Source organism: Stenotrophomonas sp. 63632_Sma (genome assembly GCF_056482875.1).
On sequence record NZ_CM151220.1, the window covers coordinates 1,059,346 to 1,074,351 of the forward strand.

Here is a 15,006-nt window from a genome sequence, read left to right on the forward strand (position 1 = left end):
CGGCCTTGCGCCTGTCCGGAGACGTCGCAGGCTGGCGGCGGAATCAGCGTTTGGGCGTGTAGCGGCCCTTGGACTGGCTGAGGAAATGATACGTGTTGTTCTTCGAATCCACTTCGAAGCCGACGCCGGACTGTTCCATGCCCGGGCGGGTCATGGTCACCAGGGCGTCGGTGCGGGCGCGGTTTTCCTTCGGGAACACGTCCAGATGATCGGTGCGGAAGGTGGTCGGCACCGTGCCCGGGCCGACCGGGCTGTCGCCGGCGACATTGCCGCGCAGCTTCATCTCGTCGCCCTTGGCGCTGAGCCAGCCGGTTTCGGCACGCAGGGTCCAGTGCCTGCCATCCTTGTCCGGCATCTCGAACAACGGCGTGGCGATGTTGATGGTCTGGTCACCGCGCTGGCGTTCCAGCAACGGCGCACGCAGCGTGGTCGATTCCTTGCCTTGCTCATCCAGGGCGACGATCTGGAAGTCGTGCAGGATGTAATCCACGCCCACTTCCTGGCCGCCACTGGCTGGCCCCTTGTCGCGGTTGCGCAGCGCCGCCCAGCTGCTCAGCAGGGCGGCCAGCAGCAGGCCGATGCCGAGCAGGGTGCGCCAGTTCACGGTCGGCAGGTTCATGCGCCGAACCTCGCCAGCACCGCATCCACATGCCCCTGCGCGGCCAGCAGGATGTCGCACAGCTCGCGCGCGGCGCCACGCCCGCCATCGGCACGGGTCTGCCAGTGCACGCGCTCGGCGATCCACGGATGGGCGTTGGCCGGCGCCACGGCCAGGCCGACCGCGCCCAGCGGCGCCAGGTCCGGCAGGTCATCGCCCATGAAGGCCACCTGTTCCAGGCCGATGCCATGCTGCGCGCACAGCGCCTGCACGCTGGCCAGCTTGTCGCCCACGGCGATCTGGGTGTCGATGCCGAGGTCGGCGCCGCGCTTGAGCGCGGACTGGCTGTTGCGCGCGGTGATCAGCACGGGGTGGATGCCGTGCTGCTGCAGCAGTTTCAGGCCCAGGCCATCCTGCACGAAGTATGCCTTGCTCTCGTTGCCGTCCTTGTCGTAGTACAGCCGACCGTCGGTGAGGGTGCCGTCCACGTCGAAGCAGGCCAGGCGGATACGGGCCGCGGCGGCATGCAGGTGGGCAGGGAAGGCGGGCAGGGGGGACCAGGGCATCAGGGCGGCAGGCTCGGTGGGTTCGGGTGGGGCAGTACAGACTGAATGGGGTCTACGGACTGTCGGTTAAACCACCCGGGCCCGCAACAGGTCATGAATGTTCAGGGCGCCGACCGCACGGCCCTGGTCATCGACCACGATCAGGCCGGTGATCTTGTGGGTCTCCATCAGCCGGGCCGCCTCCACCGCCAGCTGGTCGGCGCCGATGGTGCGTGGGTTGCGCGTCATCACATCGGCGATCTTGGCGGTGCGCACGTCCAGCGCGCTGTCCAGCGCGCGGCGCAGGTCGCCGTCGGTGAACAGGCCGATCAGCACGCCGCCGGCATCGACCACGGCGGTCATGCCCAGCCGTTTGCGGCTCATCTCCATCAGCGCTTCACTGAGACTGGCGTCGGCGCCCACGCTGGGCAGGTCGTCGCCGGTGTGCATCACGTCGGTGATGTGCAGCAGCAGGCGGCGGCCGAGGCTGCCGGCCGGGTGTGAACGGGCGAAATCGTCGGCGGTGAAGCCGCGTGCGTCGAGCAGGGCCACGGCCAGCGCGTCGCCCATCGCCAGCGAGGCGGTGGTGCTGGAGGTCGGCGCCAGCGCCAGCGGACAGGCCTCGGCCGGCACGCTCACGTCCAGGTGGATGTCGGCGGCGGTGGCCAGGCTGGACTGTGGGCGCCCGGTCATGGAAATCAGCACGTTGCCCTGGCGCTTGAGCACCGGCAGCAGCATCAGCACTTCGTCCGACTCGCCCGAATAGGACAGCGCCAGCACCACGTCGTCCTCGGTGATCATGCCGAGGTCGCCGTGGCCGGCTTCACCCGGGTGCACGTAGAACGCCGGCGTACCGGTGGACGCCAGGGTGGCGGCGATCTTGCGGGCGATGTGCCCGGACTTGCCCATGCCGGTGGCGACCACCCGGCCGCGGCTGGCCAGGATCGCCTGGCAGGCCTGCTGGAACGCCTCGCCAAGGCGGTCGGCCACGGCGTCCAGCGCCTGCCGCTCGATCTCGAAGACGCGGCGGCCGCTGGCGACCAGGCCGGCAGGGTCGACGGAACGGGGGGGCAACAGGGATTCGGCCATGCGGACGCCACGCAGCGGAAGTAGAATGGAGGCACATTTTATTAGGAAAGCCCGTTGGACGCCGACACCATCCGCAATCTGATCGAAACCGGCCTGCCCGGCGCCCGCGCCGACGTGCAGGGCGACGATGGCGTGCATTTCGAAGCGACCGTGGTCTGCGAGGCCTTCGCCGGCAAGATGCCGCTGGCCCGCCACCGCATGGTGTATGCCACGCTGGGCGACCTGATGGGCGGCGCGATCCACGCGCTGGCGCTGAAAACCGTGACCCCGGCCGAAGCCGGCTGAACCGCAGAAGATCCCGAATACATGGCCAAGATCGTTGTGACCGGCGGCGCTGCGCTGCACGGTGAAGTGAGCATCTCCGGCGCCAAGAACGCCGTCCTCCCCATTCTCTGCGCGACCCTGCTGGCCGATGCGCCGGTGGAGATCACCAACGTGCCGCACCTGCACGACGTGGTCACCACGGTGAAGCTGCTCGGCGAGCTGGGCGCCAAGGTCACCATCGACCAGGGCACGCTGTCGCGCGGCAGCGCGATCGTGGTCGACCCGCGTCCGGTCAACCAGCACGTCGCACCGTATGAGCTGGTCAAGACCATGCGCGCCTCGATCCTGGTGCTGGGCCCGCTGCTGGCCCGCTTCGGCGCCGCCGAAGTGTCGCTGCCGGGCGGCTGCGCGATCGGCTCGCGACCGGTCGACCAGCACATCAAGGGCCTGCAGGCGCTGGGCGCCGAGATCGTGGTCGAGAACGGCTTCATCAAGGCCACCGCCAAGCGGCTGAAGGGGGGCCACTTCACCTTCGACATGGTCAGCGTCACCGGCACCGAGAACGTGCTGATGGGCGCGGTGCTGGCCGAAGGCACCACCATCCTCGACAACTGCGCGATGGAACCGGAAGTGACCGATCTGGCGCACTGCCTGATCGCGCTGGGCGCGAAGATCGAAGGCCTGGGCACTGCCCGCCTGGTGATCGAAGGTGTCGAGCGCCTGTCCGGCGGCCGCCATGAAGTGCTGCCCGACCGCATCGAGACCGGCACCTTCCTGGTGGCCGCAGCGATGACCGGTGGCAAGGTCACGGTCAACCGTGCGCGCCCGAACACCATGGACGCGGTGCTGTCCAAGCTGGTCGAAGCCGGTGCGAAGATCGAGACCACCGACGACAGCATCACCTTGGACATGCAGGGCAAGCGGCCGAAGGCGGTCAACCTGACCACCGCGCCGTACCCGGCGTTCCCGACCGACATGCAGGCGCAGTTCATGGCGCTCAACTGCGTGGCCGACGGCGTGGGCGTGATCAACGAAACGATCTTCGAGAACCGTTTCATGCACGTCAACGAACTGCTGCGCCTGGGCGCGGACATCCAGGTCGAAGGGCATACCGCCATCGTGCGTGGCAACGAGCACCTGAGCGGCGCGCCGGTGATGGCCACCGACCTGCGCGCCTCGGCCTCGCTGATCCTGGCCGGCCTGATGGCCAGCGGCGAGACCACCATCGACCGCATCTACCACCTTGATCGTGGCTACGAGAACATCGAAGAGAAGCTGTCTTCGCTCGGCGCCACCATCCGGCGCGTGCCATGATCCTGCGCGGCAAGTTCAGCCCGCGTCGCAAGGCGCTGCTGGCCCTGGTGCTGATCGTGCTGGCGTGGCTGGGCTATGCCTGGTACGCCAACATCGCCATCACCCAGGGCATCGAGCAGAAGGACATGGACTGGAACGGCGATGGCACGGTCTCGCGTGATGAAATCATCGAGTCGTTCTATGCGGTCGCAGTGAACGACAGCCAGGACGGCAACCGTCATTGCCGCACCTTCGTCTGGCGCAGCACCGGTGAGCAGATCCGCGTGGACTGCCGGACCGAGTTCAAGCCGGCCGAGGAACAGAAACCGGCTGAAGCGAAGAAATAAGAAGACGCCCGCGAAAGCGGGCGTTTTCTTTGGGGTACACCCATCCACGCATGGCGTCGATCTACTTCAGGTTTCCAGTAGATCCACGCCATGCGTGGATGATGTGGATCTCCCGTCAGTTCATCGCCTTGATGGTCAGGTCCAGCGCATCGCGGCCGCTCTCACGCTGCAGCATGCGCGCCGGCACCGGGAATTCCGGCACGATCCACGCGATCAGCTCCTTGTTGCCGTCGGCGCGCGAGACCTTGGTGGCCTCGTAGCTCTTGCCGCCCACGGTGATCGATTCCTTGCCGATCACACGGTACGTCATGTTCTTGATGCGGCCTTCGTCGACCATGCGATAGGTCAGCGGCTTGCCCGCCGCCAGGTCACGGGCGATCGCCAGGTTGATCAGCAGCGCGTCCATGTCACCGGCTTTCAGCGCAATCGGGCCAGCGCGATCCGGCTTGATGTCACCGGTCCAGGTGGCCTGGTTGCTGGTCCAGTTGTAGTTGGCCTGCACGTTGCGCTTCTTCACCAGCAGCGCCGAACGGTCCTGGCTGCTGAGCGGGCGCAGCTGGCCACGCACTTCCTCGAACACCGTGCTCTGGCTGAGGTCGGCCAGCTGGTTCTTCACCTGCAGGCTGTAGCGCCACTTGTTGCTGCCTTCGCTGGCCAGGGTCATGGTGCCGTTGGCCTGCATGCCCATGTAGCTGGCCAGGTAATCGGCCTTGAACGGTTCCAGCGCCATGGCCGGCAGGCTGGCCACGGTCAGGGCAGCGGCTGCGATCCAGGTGAGGGGGCGGGTCAGGGTATTCATGCTCAGACTCCTTGGTATTCGATCAGGCGCAGATCGACACGGTCTTCGCCGTCTTCGCGTTGCAGGATGCGCACCGGGGTGGGGACACCGTTGGCGATCCAGAGAATGGTTTCGTTTCTGCCACCGTTGGTCCGGTAGACCCGCAGTGCGTTGTAGGACAGGTCGCCGACCTCGACGTTCTCGGTCTGCGGCGCGGCCTGGTAGTCGTGTTCGCGGACCTTGCCCATGTCCACGTAGCGGTAATGCATGGAGGCGCCTGGACGCGCATCGCGCATGATCGCCAGGTTGATCAGCAGCGCGCTCTGGTCGCCTGCCTGCAGCGGGATCGGCTGCGCGCGTTCCTTCTTGACGTCACCGGTCCATTGCGCGGTGCCGGCCTGCCAGTTGTAGGTGCCGACCGCCTTCTTGCCCAGGAACAGGCCCTTGCGCACCGTGCTCTGGCTGAGCGGCGCATACACGCCGCTGCGCTCCTCGAACACCGTGCTCTGTTCGATGTTCAGGCCCAGCACGCTGGCAAAGCCGCGGCGGCCGACCACCTGCATGTCCACCCGCCACTGGCTGCCGCCGGTGTGGGTGACCTGCATGCTGGCATCGCCCGCTTCCTTGCCCTTGTAGAAGGCCTGGTAGGTGGCGCTGAACGGTTGCAGCGGCGGTGGCTCCCAGGCCAGTGCCGGTGGCATCGGTACGGCCGGCGCATCGGCTGGCGGCTGCGCTGCGGGCACCGGTGCCGGCGGGGGGGCGGGCCCCTGTGCCTGGCCCCAGCCCACGCCGGGGAACACGGCAAGCGACAACAGCAATGGAGTGGACAGCAGGGTCGTGGTCTTCATGGAGGACAGGGACCGCAGGAGGGGGCAGGATGCCAGCCCCGCAGTCAGCGGGGCGTGTGCATGGGGACTACCGGTTCAGGTTCCCGGCGGAATCTAGGGCCAACGGGCTAAACAGGGGGTGACCGTCCAGTTGCGGCTGGCCCTCCCGTTCAGCCAGGCGGCCGGCGCACAACAGCTGCAGGGTGGCGATCAGCAGCGGATGCTCCACCGCCAGCACGCGCGCGGCCAGGCTGTCGGCGTCATCGCCGGGCAGCACCGGCACCCGCACCTGCGCCAGCACGGCGCCCGCATCCAGCTCGGGCACGACCAGATGCACGCTGGCACCGTGCTCGGCGTCGCCCGCCTGCAGCGCCCGGGCGTGGGTGTCCAGGCCCTTGTGCAGCGGCAGCAGCGATGGATGGATGTTGACCAGCCGGCCATTGAAGCGCTGTACGAAGGCCGCGCTGAGGATGCGCATGTAGCCGGCGCAGACGATCCAGTCCGGTTGTACTGCGGCCAGCGCATCGCCGAGCGCCTGCTCGTAGCTGGCGCGGTCGCTGAAGGACTTCGGTGCATGCGCCCAGCGCAGGTTCGGTGCGACGCGCTGCAGGGCCTCTGCGGCGGGGCGGTCGGAAAACACGCCGACCACCTCGGCGGGCAGTCGGCCGTCGGCAATGGCATCGAGGATGGCCTGCAGGTTGCTGCCGCGACCGGAGGCGAGCACGGCAATGCGGGTGGTCGCGGTCACTGCTGGGCGCTCCGGCGGATCAGCGGCCAGATCAGCAGGCTGCCGAGGGTGGCCATCAGCATGTCGGCGTGCGCGTCCCACATGTCGCCCTGCTGCCCGTTGTAGGCCTCGGCAGCATCCGGCGACAGCGCCAGCGCGATGGCCCACTCGAACCATTCGTAGACCAGGCTGGCACACATCACCGTCATCACCGCCAGGGTGAAGGCCTGGCCCAGGCGCAGCGCCGGCCACGCATGACGGGCAAGCTGCAGCAGCGCAGGAGTGAAGCAGACGCCGAACAGGAAGTGGATGAGGCGATCGAAATGGTTGCGCTGCCAGCCGAAGGCCGCATTCGGCGACCAGCCGCTCAGCGTCTGCGCCCAGTCGTCGTAGGGCACGTTGGAATACAGCCAGCGCGCGGCCACGCAGTGCAGGGCGATGAAGCCGCAGATCGCGATGAAGGCACCATTGCCCAGCCAGCCGCCGCGACGGTCGACCCACAGCAGCGCGGCCAGCCCGATCACGGTCAGGGTGCTGTGCAGGGCCTGTTCGGTAGGCCACAGCGGGTGGACCCAGCTGATTGCGAACACCGCCAGCACGGCGGCAAAGGCCAGCTTCTTGGGGCCCGAGAAACGGTGGGTGGTGGGCGAAGCGGACGTCGGGAGGGCAGGCGCGGACATGGGAAATCGATCAGGAAAGGACGGGGCGTTTGCCGGCAGGTTCAGACACTGAGGTGGTCGCCGCGGTCGAACAGCGCGGCCATGTCAGGTTTGGACAGGAACACCCAGGCATAGGCGGCCAAGGCCATGCCCAGCGGGCCGGCCAGTACGCCCAGCCACGCCGCGCGCCGGCACCAGGCCAGCCCGGTGCGATGTGACAGCTGGCGCGCGGTATACAACTGCACGAACCCCAGCACGGCCGCCAGCACGGCGATGGACGCATAGACCGTGGTCAGCATCCAGGCATCGTCCAGTCCGCGCGAGTGGGCCACCCATCCGCTGAGGCCAAGGAACGCCACTGTGGCGAACCAATGGAAGCCGGCCAACGCGTAGAACAGCACTTTCAGCGTCTGCAGATGGCTGGTCAGCTGCAGCTGCGCCAGGGTCTGATGCGGCAGCGGCGGCGGATTGCCGGAGGCGGTCATGCGGGCGTGGCGGGAAGGTCGAAGGCGGCCTTCACCTGCGGGCGCAGCAGGGTGATCAGGCTGAACACCCCCAGCACCGTGCCGACGGGGGTGAACAGGCAGGCCAGGCCGGCCGCGATCAGGCACAGCAGGTAGCGGCGTCTCTGGGCCAGGCAGCGGCCGGCATAGGCGACGAACGCGCCCAGGGTGACGCCACCGAATACGGCGACGCAACCGATGAGGGTGAACATCCAGCCGAACAGGCGCTGTTCGGCCGGCGACGACGGCTGGCCGCCGGAATTCATCGGCAGGTTGCCGGTGAGCGCGGTGATGCCCAGCACGATGTGGATGATGAAGATCAGCGAGAACAGCACGATCAGGCCGCCGACCACGTAGTGCGCGATGGCCAGCATGCGCAGGTGGTCGGCATCCTGCGCGTTGAACACCGGTACCGTCGCCAGCGGCGGCGGCACGGGGGCGGGCGACAAGGGGGGCGTTGCGTCCATGCGGGCTCCTGGGTTGTCGGGATCAGGCGATGTGGACGCGCTCGGCGCCTTCGGCGGTGACCACCTGGCCGATGGTCCAGTGCTCCAGGCCCTGCGCCTTGACCGCATCGGATACCGCGGCCACCTGGTCCGGCGCCACGATCAGCACGAAGCCGATACCGCAGTTGAAGGTGCGCCACATCTCGCTGTCGGCGACCGCGCCTTCCTTCTGCAGCCACTGGAACACCGGCGGCAGGGTCCAGGACGAGGCCTGGATGTCCAGGCCGAGGCCGTCGGGCACCACGCGGATGATGTTCTCGGTCAGGCCGCCACCGGTGATGTGGGCCATGCCGTGGATGGCCGCGCCGTGCGACTTCAGCAGCGACAGGATCGGCTTCACGTACAGGCGGGTCGGCGCCATCAGCGCATCGACCAGCTTCACGCCGCCTTCCAGCTCCAGCTCGGCCGGGCGGCCGGCGCGGTCGTAGATGCGGCGCACCAGCGAGTAGCCGTTGGAATGCGGGCCGGACGAAGCGATGCCGATCAGCACGTCGCCGGCAGCCACGCTGGCGCCATCCTTCAGCTCGCTCTTCTCGACGGCGGCGACGGTGAAGCCGGCCAGGTCGTACTCGCCCGGGGCATACATGTCGGGCATTTCAGCGGTTTCGCCGCCGATCAGCGCGCAGCCGGCCTCGGTGCAGCCGTTGGCGATGCCGCCCACGACCGCCGCGGCGGTGTCGATGTCCAGCTTGCCGGTGGCGAAGTAGTCCAGGAAGAACAGCGGCTCGGCACCCTGCACCAGCACGTCGTTCACGCACATGGCGACCAGATCGATGCCGATCGTATCGTGGCGGTTCAGCTGGTGGGCCAGTTTCAGCTTGGTGCCCACGCCGTCGGTACCCGACACCAGCACCGGCTCGCGGTACTTGTTGGACAGGTCGAACAGGGCGCCGAAGCCGCCCAGGCCGCCCATCACTTCCGGGCGGAAGCTGCGCTTGACCAGGGGCTTGATCCGCTCGACCAGTTCGTTGCCGGCGTCGATGTCGACACCCGCGTCACGGTAGGTGAGGGGGGAGGGGGCGGAAGACGGGGTGTTGGTCACGGGCGTCGGCGCTGGCAGGGGTTGAACGGGCGATTTTAACAGGCCGCATTGGCGCAAAGGCCGTATTCGGGCAACAATTCCCCCGGATACGTCGAGCCAATGGATGTCCTGATGCGCCGCAGCCTGATTCTGACCCTGCTCCTTGCGCTGAGCCTGCCGGTGGCCACGATGGCCCAGAGCGGCCTGCGCACCGAGGGTGATGTTGCCACCGCCACTGGCGCGTACGAGGCCGAAGTGCCCGTCAACAGCCAGGCCGAAGCCGACCGCAACGGCGCCCTGGCCCGCGCCTTGAGCGTTGTACTGGGCAAGTTGTCCGGCGATCGCAGCGTGATGTCGCGCCCTGGCGTGGCGCAGGCGCTGCGCAATGCCAAGGATTACGTGGCCAGCTACGACTACAAGCAGGACCAGAGCGTGAGCGCCAGTGGCGCCCCCAGCTTCCGTACCCTGCTGGTGGCCCGCTTCCGCGAGGACGATGTCGATTCGCTGGTGTCGGCGCTGGGCCTGCCGCTGTGGCCGCAGCCGCGACCGAAGCCGGTGCTGTGGCTGGCCGTCGATGACGGCAGCGGTCCGCGCCTGGTCAGCGTGCAGCAGGCCAATGCCGCCCGCCCGTTGCTGAACCGCGCCATCGAGCGCGGCTACAAGCTGGGCCTGCCCAGCGGTGGTGCCGCCGAACAGGCGCTGGCCGGTGCCATCTGGCGCCAGGACAGTGCCGCCGTGGCCCGTGCCTCTTCGCGCTACTCGCCGCCGATGCAGCTGATCGGCAAGCTGTACCGCGCCAACGGCGGCTGGCAGGCGGACTGGGTGTTCGTCGACAACGGCCGTGAGCTGAACAAGTGGACCAGCAAGGACGCCAACGCCATGCGCGCGATGGCCGCCGGTGCCGATGGTGCCGCCGATGCGCTGGTCAAGCGCTATGCCAAGGCCGGCGCGGCCGTCGGCCAGGCCGGCACCTATCGGGTGGTGGTCACCGGCATCAACAGTGCCGACGACTACCTGCGCCTGGCTGCCGGCCTGCGTGAGGTGCCGGTGGTGCGCAACGTCACCCCGCTGCACGCTTCGGCCGGCCAGCTGGAGCTGAGCCTGGAGATGACCACCGGCCTGGCCGGCTTCAACCGCATGCTGGGCGACAACGGCGTGCTGGTGCCGAGCGCACCGCTGCCGGCCCTGCCGACGCCGATCGACGACACCACCGGTGCCCCGGTCGCTGCGCCGGTCAGCAACGAGTACCGCCTGCGATGAACCTGACCCCGGAAGCGGAAATCGCGCAGTTCCTGCGCCGCCTGAAGTACATCCTGTTCGCCGGCCTGATCGGCTGGGTGGTGTGGTTGCTGGCGCCGATCCTGACCCCGTTCGTGCTGGCGCTGGCGCTGGCCTGGCTGGGCGATCCGCTGGTGGACCGCATCGAGGCCACCGGCCGTTCGCGCATGACCGGCGTGGTGCTGGTGTTCGCGGCGATGGTGCTGGTGATCGTGGCGCTGCTGCTGGTGCTGGTGCCGATGATCGAGCGCCAGATCACCACCCTGATTGCGGTCGCGCCGCAGGCACAGGCGTGGCTGATGGAAAAGGGCATTCCCTGGTTCGAGCAGAAGACCGGCCTGGAAGTGATGCAGTGGCTGGACCCGGACCGCCTGATCGAATGGGTGCGCAGCCACTGGCAGCAGGCCGGCGGCTTCGCCACCACGTTCATGGGCTACGTCTCGCGTTCGGGCTTTGCGATGGTGACCTGGGTGGTCAACATCCTGCTGCTGCCGATCCTGGCGTTCTACTTCCTGCGTGACTGGGACAAGCTGGTCGAGCGCGTGGCGTCGGTGATTCCGCGCAACCAGATCGGCACCATCAGCGCATTGGCGCGTGAGTCCAACGAGGTGCTGGGCGCCTTCATCCGCGGTCAGTTCCTGGTGATGCTGGCGCTGGGCGTGATCTATGCCGGCGGCCTGTCGCTGGTCGGCCTCAAGCTGGGTCTGCTGATCGGCCTGATTGCCGGCCTGATCAGCTTCATTCCCTACCTGGGCGCGACCACCGGCATCCTGATGGCGGTGGTCGCCGCACTGGTGCAGGCACAGGGCTTCGACCTGAAGCTGCTGATCCTGGTCGGCGTGGTGTTCACCGTGGGCCAGCTGCTGGAAAGCTACGTACTGACCCCGCGCATCGTCGGCGACAAGATCGGCCTGCACCCGGTGGCAGTGATCTTCGCGGTGATGGCCGGCGGCCAGCTGTTCGGCTTCCTCGGCATGCTGCTGGCGCTGCCGGTGGCAGCGGTGACCAACGTGCTGCTGCGCTACGCGCACCAGCGTTATCGCCAGAGCGAGCTGTACGTGGGTGAGAAGCCGGCGATCGTGCTTGATGGCGTGGTCGATGCCCCCCATATCATCATTCCGAACGACAAGGGCCCCGACCTGAAGTGATGGGTGTGCCGCAACTGCCGCTGGCCCTGCATTACCCGCGGGACCAGCGCCTGGAGACCTTCATCGGCGCGCCGGACGGCGCGCTGGCGCAGCTGCGCGCGATCGCGGTGGGTGCCAGCCACGATTGGGTCTATCTGGAAGGTGCGGCGGGCACGGGCAAGACCCACCAGGCACTGGCGATGTGCTCCAGCGCCGAGCAGGCCGGGCGACTGCCGACCTACGTACCGCTGGCCAGCGCCGCCGGCCGCGTACGCGCGGCGTTGGATGGGCTGGAGGCGCGCGAGCTGGTGGCGCTGGACGGCCTGGACGAGGTGGCCGGCAACCGCGAGGACGAGATCGCGCTGTTCGATTTCCACAACCGCGCGCGCGCTGCGGGCGTGACCGTGCTGTACACGGCGCAGAAGGCGCCGGAAGAACTGGGCCTGGTACTGCCCGATCTGCGTTCGCGGCTGGGTCAGTGCGTGCGTGTGCTGCTGCAGCCGCTGGATGAGGAAGGACGGGCAGCGGTGCTGCGTGAGCGCGCGCTGCGGCGTGGGCTGGCGATCGACGAGGCCTCGATCGAGTGGCTGCTGTCGCACACCGGTCGCGAGCTGGGTGGATTGATCACGCTGCTGGACTGGCTGGACCGGGAGTCGCTGGCGGCGAAGCGGCGGATCACCGTGCCGTTCCTGCGCCAGGTGCTGGAAGAAGGCCGGCCGCGTTACTGAGGGTGGGGTTTGCTTTGCAGGGCTGCGCCCTGCACCCGCCGTAGTGCCGGCCGCTGGCCGGCAACAGCAAGAGCTGAAGCAACAGCAGAAGCTGGCTTCCTGAGGGGAGGCGGGGTGGCTCAGGTTGCGGGGGACGGCGCAAGTACGTCCATGTAGCCTCGGTCGCGCCATCCATGGCGCTCACGCCCCCGCAACCTGAGCCACCCCGCCTTCGACAGGTTCCCGCGATCTGCCGGGACTGCATACTGCACTGCTGTTGGTGGGTGTCGACCTTGGTCGACACGTGTCTTGCTTGTGGTGGGTGACGACCGTTGGTCGTCACCAGAGCAAGCGCAGCGACGCGACCCGCTTTTGCTTTTCTTTTTTCTTTTCCGTGGCTGGTCGCCCACGGAAACTGTCAGAGGCCGGGCGGGGTGGGCTGCGCAGGGGCGTGAGCCGCATGGATGCGGCGACCGAGCTTACAGGGGTGAAGGCGCTTTGCTTGCGAAGCACTGCTTCGCAAGCGCCTGAACGCACAGCCGCCAGCGGCTGGGCCGGGCCCCGGAGGGGGACTTGCAGCGTCCCCTGCGCAGCCCACCCCGCCCGGCCAAGCAAGGCTTCTGCTTTCAATAAGCCCAGCCACGAGGGGCTCAGCCGTTCGCTGCCAACTCCGCATCCAGCGCACGCAGGCGATCCACGGTGCCGACATCGGTCCAGCGCCCGCGATGGTGCTGCCCCGTCATCAACCCCTGTGCCATGAAGTGCTTCTGCAGCGGCACCACCGAGAACTTCGGCGGCAGCCGCTCGCTGCCCGGTGCATCACCGATCACCGTGCGCCAGTCGGCCACGATGGAAGGGCGATACACGCCGATACCGGCATAGGTCAGGCACGGGCCTTCGCGGTCGTGATGCAACACGCCCTGCGCGTCGAGCCGGTAGTCACCGTTCGGGTGCTGAACCGGATTGTCGACCAGCACCAGATGCGCCTGGCCCTGCGGCTCGCGCGGCAGCGTGGCGAAATCGAAATCGGTCCAGATGTCGCCGTTCACGACCAGAAACGGGGCGTCGCCCAGCACCGGCAACGCGTTGAGGATGCCGCCGCCGGTTTCCAGCGGGGTCTGCCCTTCGTACATGAAATGCAGGCGCAAGCCCCATTGGCTGCCATCGCCCAGCGTCGCTGGAAACTGTTCGGCCAGCCATGCGGTGTTGACCACTACCTCGCGCACGCCGAGTGCGGCCAGGCGTTCCAGGTGCCAGACGATCAGCGGTTTGCCGGCCACGTCCAGCAGCGGCTTGGGCGTGTGCAGGGTCAGCGGGCGCATGCGCTCGCCGAGGCCGGCAGCAAAGACCAGTGCCTTCATCGGGCCACGCGCATCGGTGCGGTCAGGTCGGCCAGCGCTGGCTTGATGCGGTCTTCCAGCAGCTGCTGCAGCGGTGCCAGCTCGCGGTAGCGCGGCAGCACTTCATCCAGATAGGTGATGAAGCGCGGCGCGTCGTCGAGGTAATGGCCCTTGTTGTCGCGATAGCGCAGGCGGCAGAACAGGCCGAGGATCTTCACGTGGCGCTGGATGCCCATCCAGTCGGCATCGCGCAGGAAGGTGGCACGGTCGGGCACCGGCAGGCCGGCGTTGCGGGCGCGCTCGTGATACTGCGCCAGCCACTCGTCCACACGCTGCAGCGGCCAGCTCAGGAACGCGTCCTTGAACAAGCTCATCGCATCGTAGGCGATCGGGCCGCGCACCAGGTCCTGGAAATCCAGCACTGCCGGACCATTCTCGACCGGCATCAGATTGCGCGGCATGTAGTCGCGATGGCTCATCAGCTGGGCCTGGCCCAGCGCGTTGTCCATCAAACGGCGGTGTACCAGCTGCAGCCCTTCAATCTCACCGCAGTCCAGTTCCAGGTTCAGGTGGCGCTGCAGGAACCATTCGTCGAACAGGCCGGCATCGCGCTGCAGCAGCGCTTCGCCGAACTGGCCGAAGTCGGCCGGCACCGGGATCGCCTGCAGGCGCAGCAGCTGTTCGATCGAACGGCCGAACCATTCATCGGCGTTGCGCTCGTCGAGGATCTTCGCCAGGGTCGGGCCGCCGAGATCTTCCAGCAGCAGGAAGCCGGCATCCAGATCCTGTGCCAGCAGCGCGGGCACACGCAGGCCGTTGTCATCCAGCAGGCCGCGCATGCGCAGCCACGGGCGCGGATCTTCCAGCCCCGGCGGGGCATCCATCACGATGTGGCTGCCGCGCGTGCTGGTGGTGCGCCAGTAGCTGCGCATGCCGGCATCGACCGAGGCGCGTTCGACCACCGCACTGGAGTCATCGAGCTGGGTACGGGCCCACTGCAGGCGCTGCGCGCTGCGCTGGGGATCGGAGGCGGGTTCGGTCATGCAGGCATATCCGGGCGCGCCGGGCGCGCCTACGTCGGGAACAGGAAGGGAAGAGGGTGCGGGATCAGCGGCGACCGCTGAACAGACGCAGGACGGCCAGCACGGCCACCGCGCCCAGCACCGCACCGAGGAAGCCGGCCGGCTCACCGGGGGCGTACCAGCCCATGTACTGGCCGAACCACCCCGCCAGCAGCGCGCCGACGATGCCCAGCACGATGGTCAGCAGGCAGCCCATGCGGTTGTTGCCGGGCATGAAGAATCGCCCGAGCAGGCCGACGAAGAAGCCGACCAGGATGATGTAGAGCCAGCTGCTGCTGCCGAACAGACCATTCATGCGCGCGATTTCCACCAAGG

The 15,006-nt window shown here is 67.9% G+C and carries 19 protein-coding genes; 6 read left to right on the forward strand and 13 right to left on the reverse strand.

Annotated elements, in window-relative coordinates; genetic code table 11:
* Positions 1 to 43 precede the first annotated feature (43 nt).
* The 3 genes from lptC to ACZK45_RS04925 all read right to left on the reverse strand — a co-directional run bounded on the left by lptC (position 44) and on the right by ACZK45_RS04925 (position 2,232).
* Positions 44 to 619: an LPS export ABC transporter periplasmic protein LptC gene (gene lptC, locus ACZK45_RS04915; RefSeq protein ID WP_071228064.1), complete on the reverse strand. Its 576-nt coding sequence runs from the start codon at positions 617 to 619 to the stop codon at positions 44 to 46.
* Positions 616 to 1,164 (reverse strand): KdsC family phosphatase, encoded by a 549-nt coding sequence (locus ACZK45_RS04920; protein ID WP_049398160.1) that lies wholly within the window; start codon positions 1,162 to 1,164, stop codon positions 616 to 618. The genes lptC and ACZK45_RS04920 overlap by 4 nt, the downstream gene beginning before the upstream one ends.
* A gap of 66 nt (positions 1,165 to 1,230) precedes the next feature.
* Complete coding sequence (locus ACZK45_RS04925; RefSeq protein WP_032130370.1) at positions 1,231 to 2,232, reverse strand: KpsF/GutQ family sugar-phosphate isomerase; 1,002 nt, start codon at positions 2,230 to 2,232, stop codon at positions 1,231 to 1,233.
* 54 nt (positions 2,233 to 2,286) lie between these two features.
* Between ACZK45_RS04925 and ACZK45_RS04930 the strand changes: the two genes are divergently transcribed.
* From ACZK45_RS04930 to ACZK45_RS04940, 3 genes are read left to right on the forward strand one after another with little or no spacing between them, the layout of a single operon-like run.
* Positions 2,287 to 2,517, forward strand: coding sequence for a BolA family protein (locus ACZK45_RS04930; RefSeq protein WP_005408396.1), 231 nt, complete (start codon positions 2,287 to 2,289; stop codon positions 2,515 to 2,517).
* Between the two features lie 21 nt (positions 2,518 to 2,538).
* A complete protein-coding gene (gene murA / locus ACZK45_RS04935; protein WP_125894155.1) occupies positions 2,539 to 3,810 on the forward strand; it encodes a UDP-N-acetylglucosamine 1-carboxyvinyltransferase in 1,272 nt (423 codons plus the stop codon).
* Entirely contained in the window at positions 3,807 to 4,136 is a 330-nt protein-coding gene (locus ACZK45_RS04940; protein WP_032130368.1) for a hypothetical protein, read from the forward strand. The genes murA and ACZK45_RS04940 overlap by 4 nt, the downstream gene beginning before the upstream one ends.
* A 115-nt stretch (positions 4,137 to 4,251) precedes the next feature.
* Here the strand turns inward: ACZK45_RS04940 and ACZK45_RS04945 are convergent, their stop codons facing one another.
* From ACZK45_RS04945 to purM, 7 genes are all read right to left on the reverse strand, one after another.
* The gene (locus tag ACZK45_RS04945; protein ID WP_010483632.1) at positions 4,252 to 4,935 is read right to left on the reverse strand and encodes a DUF3108 domain-containing protein; all 684 of its coding nucleotides are present in this window, start codon (positions 4,933 to 4,935) and stop codon (positions 4,252 to 4,254) included.
* A 2-nt stretch (positions 4,936 to 4,937) separates the two neighbouring features.
* A complete protein-coding gene (locus ACZK45_RS04950; protein ID WP_180838128.1) occupies positions 4,938 to 5,762 on the reverse strand; it encodes a DUF3108 domain-containing protein in 825 nt (274 codons plus the stop codon).
* Between the two features lie 67 nt (positions 5,763 to 5,829).
* Positions 5,830 to 6,489, reverse strand: coding sequence for a phosphoribosylglycinamide formyltransferase (purN, locus tag ACZK45_RS04955; protein WP_478445530.1), 660 nt, complete (start codon positions 6,487 to 6,489; stop codon positions 5,830 to 5,832).
* On the reverse strand, positions 6,486 to 7,148 hold the full coding sequence (locus ACZK45_RS04960) for a DUF2238 domain-containing protein (protein ID WP_478445531.1): 663 nt from the start codon (positions 7,146 to 7,148) through the stop codon (positions 6,486 to 6,488). The genes purN and ACZK45_RS04960 overlap by 4 nt, the downstream gene beginning before the upstream one ends.
* Before the next feature lie 41 nt (positions 7,149 to 7,189).
* Complete coding sequence (locus ACZK45_RS04965) at positions 7,190 to 7,612, reverse strand: hypothetical protein (protein ID WP_032130364.1); 423 nt, start codon at positions 7,610 to 7,612, stop codon at positions 7,190 to 7,192.
* Positions 7,609 to 8,097, reverse strand: a complete 489-nt coding sequence (locus ACZK45_RS04970; RefSeq protein ID WP_180838130.1) for a hypothetical protein — start codon at positions 8,095 to 8,097, stop codon at positions 7,609 to 7,611. Before ACZK45_RS04970 ends, ACZK45_RS04965 begins: the two co-directional genes overlap by 4 nt.
* A gap of 22 nt (positions 8,098 to 8,119) precedes the next feature.
* Entirely contained in the window at positions 8,120 to 9,178 is a 1,059-nt protein-coding gene (gene purM, locus ACZK45_RS04975) for a phosphoribosylformylglycinamidine cyclo-ligase (protein ID WP_049421530.1), read from the reverse strand.
* A 99-nt stretch (positions 9,179 to 9,277) separates the two neighbouring features.
* Between purM and ACZK45_RS04980 the strand changes: the two genes are divergently transcribed.
* Genes ACZK45_RS04980 through hda form a run of 3 tightly spaced genes read left to right on the forward strand, consistent with a single transcriptional unit; the run spans position 9,278 to position 12,290 of the window.
* A complete protein-coding gene (locus tag ACZK45_RS04980; protein ID WP_032130361.1) occupies positions 9,278 to 10,417 on the forward strand; it encodes a DUF2066 domain-containing protein in 1,140 nt (379 codons plus the stop codon).
* Positions 10,414 to 11,583, forward strand: a complete 1,170-nt coding sequence (locus ACZK45_RS04985) for an AI-2E family transporter (RefSeq protein WP_032130360.1) — start codon at positions 10,414 to 10,416, stop codon at positions 11,581 to 11,583. Before ACZK45_RS04980 ends, ACZK45_RS04985 begins: the two co-directional genes overlap by 4 nt.
* Positions 11,583 to 12,290, forward strand: a complete 708-nt coding sequence (gene hda / locus ACZK45_RS04990) for a DnaA regulatory inactivator Hda (RefSeq protein WP_032130359.1) — start codon at positions 11,583 to 11,585, stop codon at positions 12,288 to 12,290. Before ACZK45_RS04985 ends, hda begins: the two co-directional genes overlap by 1 nt.
* Before the next feature lie 629 nt (positions 12,291 to 12,919).
* Here hda and murU read toward each other — a convergent pair.
* The 3 genes from murU to ACZK45_RS05005 form a co-directional block, all read right to left on the reverse strand.
* A complete protein-coding gene (gene murU / locus ACZK45_RS04995) occupies positions 12,920 to 13,630 on the reverse strand; it encodes an N-acetylmuramate alpha-1-phosphate uridylyltransferase MurU (protein WP_180838133.1) in 711 nt (236 codons plus the stop codon).
* Positions 13,627 to 14,652, reverse strand: a complete 1,026-nt coding sequence (locus tag ACZK45_RS05000; protein ID WP_180838134.1) for an aminoglycoside phosphotransferase family protein — start codon at positions 14,650 to 14,652, stop codon at positions 13,627 to 13,629. The genes murU and ACZK45_RS05000 overlap by 4 nt, the downstream gene beginning before the upstream one ends.
* A gap of 64 nt (positions 14,653 to 14,716) precedes the next feature.
* The gene (locus tag ACZK45_RS05005) at positions 14,717 to 14,986 is read right to left on the reverse strand and encodes a GlsB/YeaQ/YmgE family stress response membrane protein (protein WP_125894171.1); all 270 of its coding nucleotides are present in this window, start codon (positions 14,984 to 14,986) and stop codon (positions 14,717 to 14,719) included.
* Positions 14,987 to 15,006 lie beyond the last annotated feature (20 nt).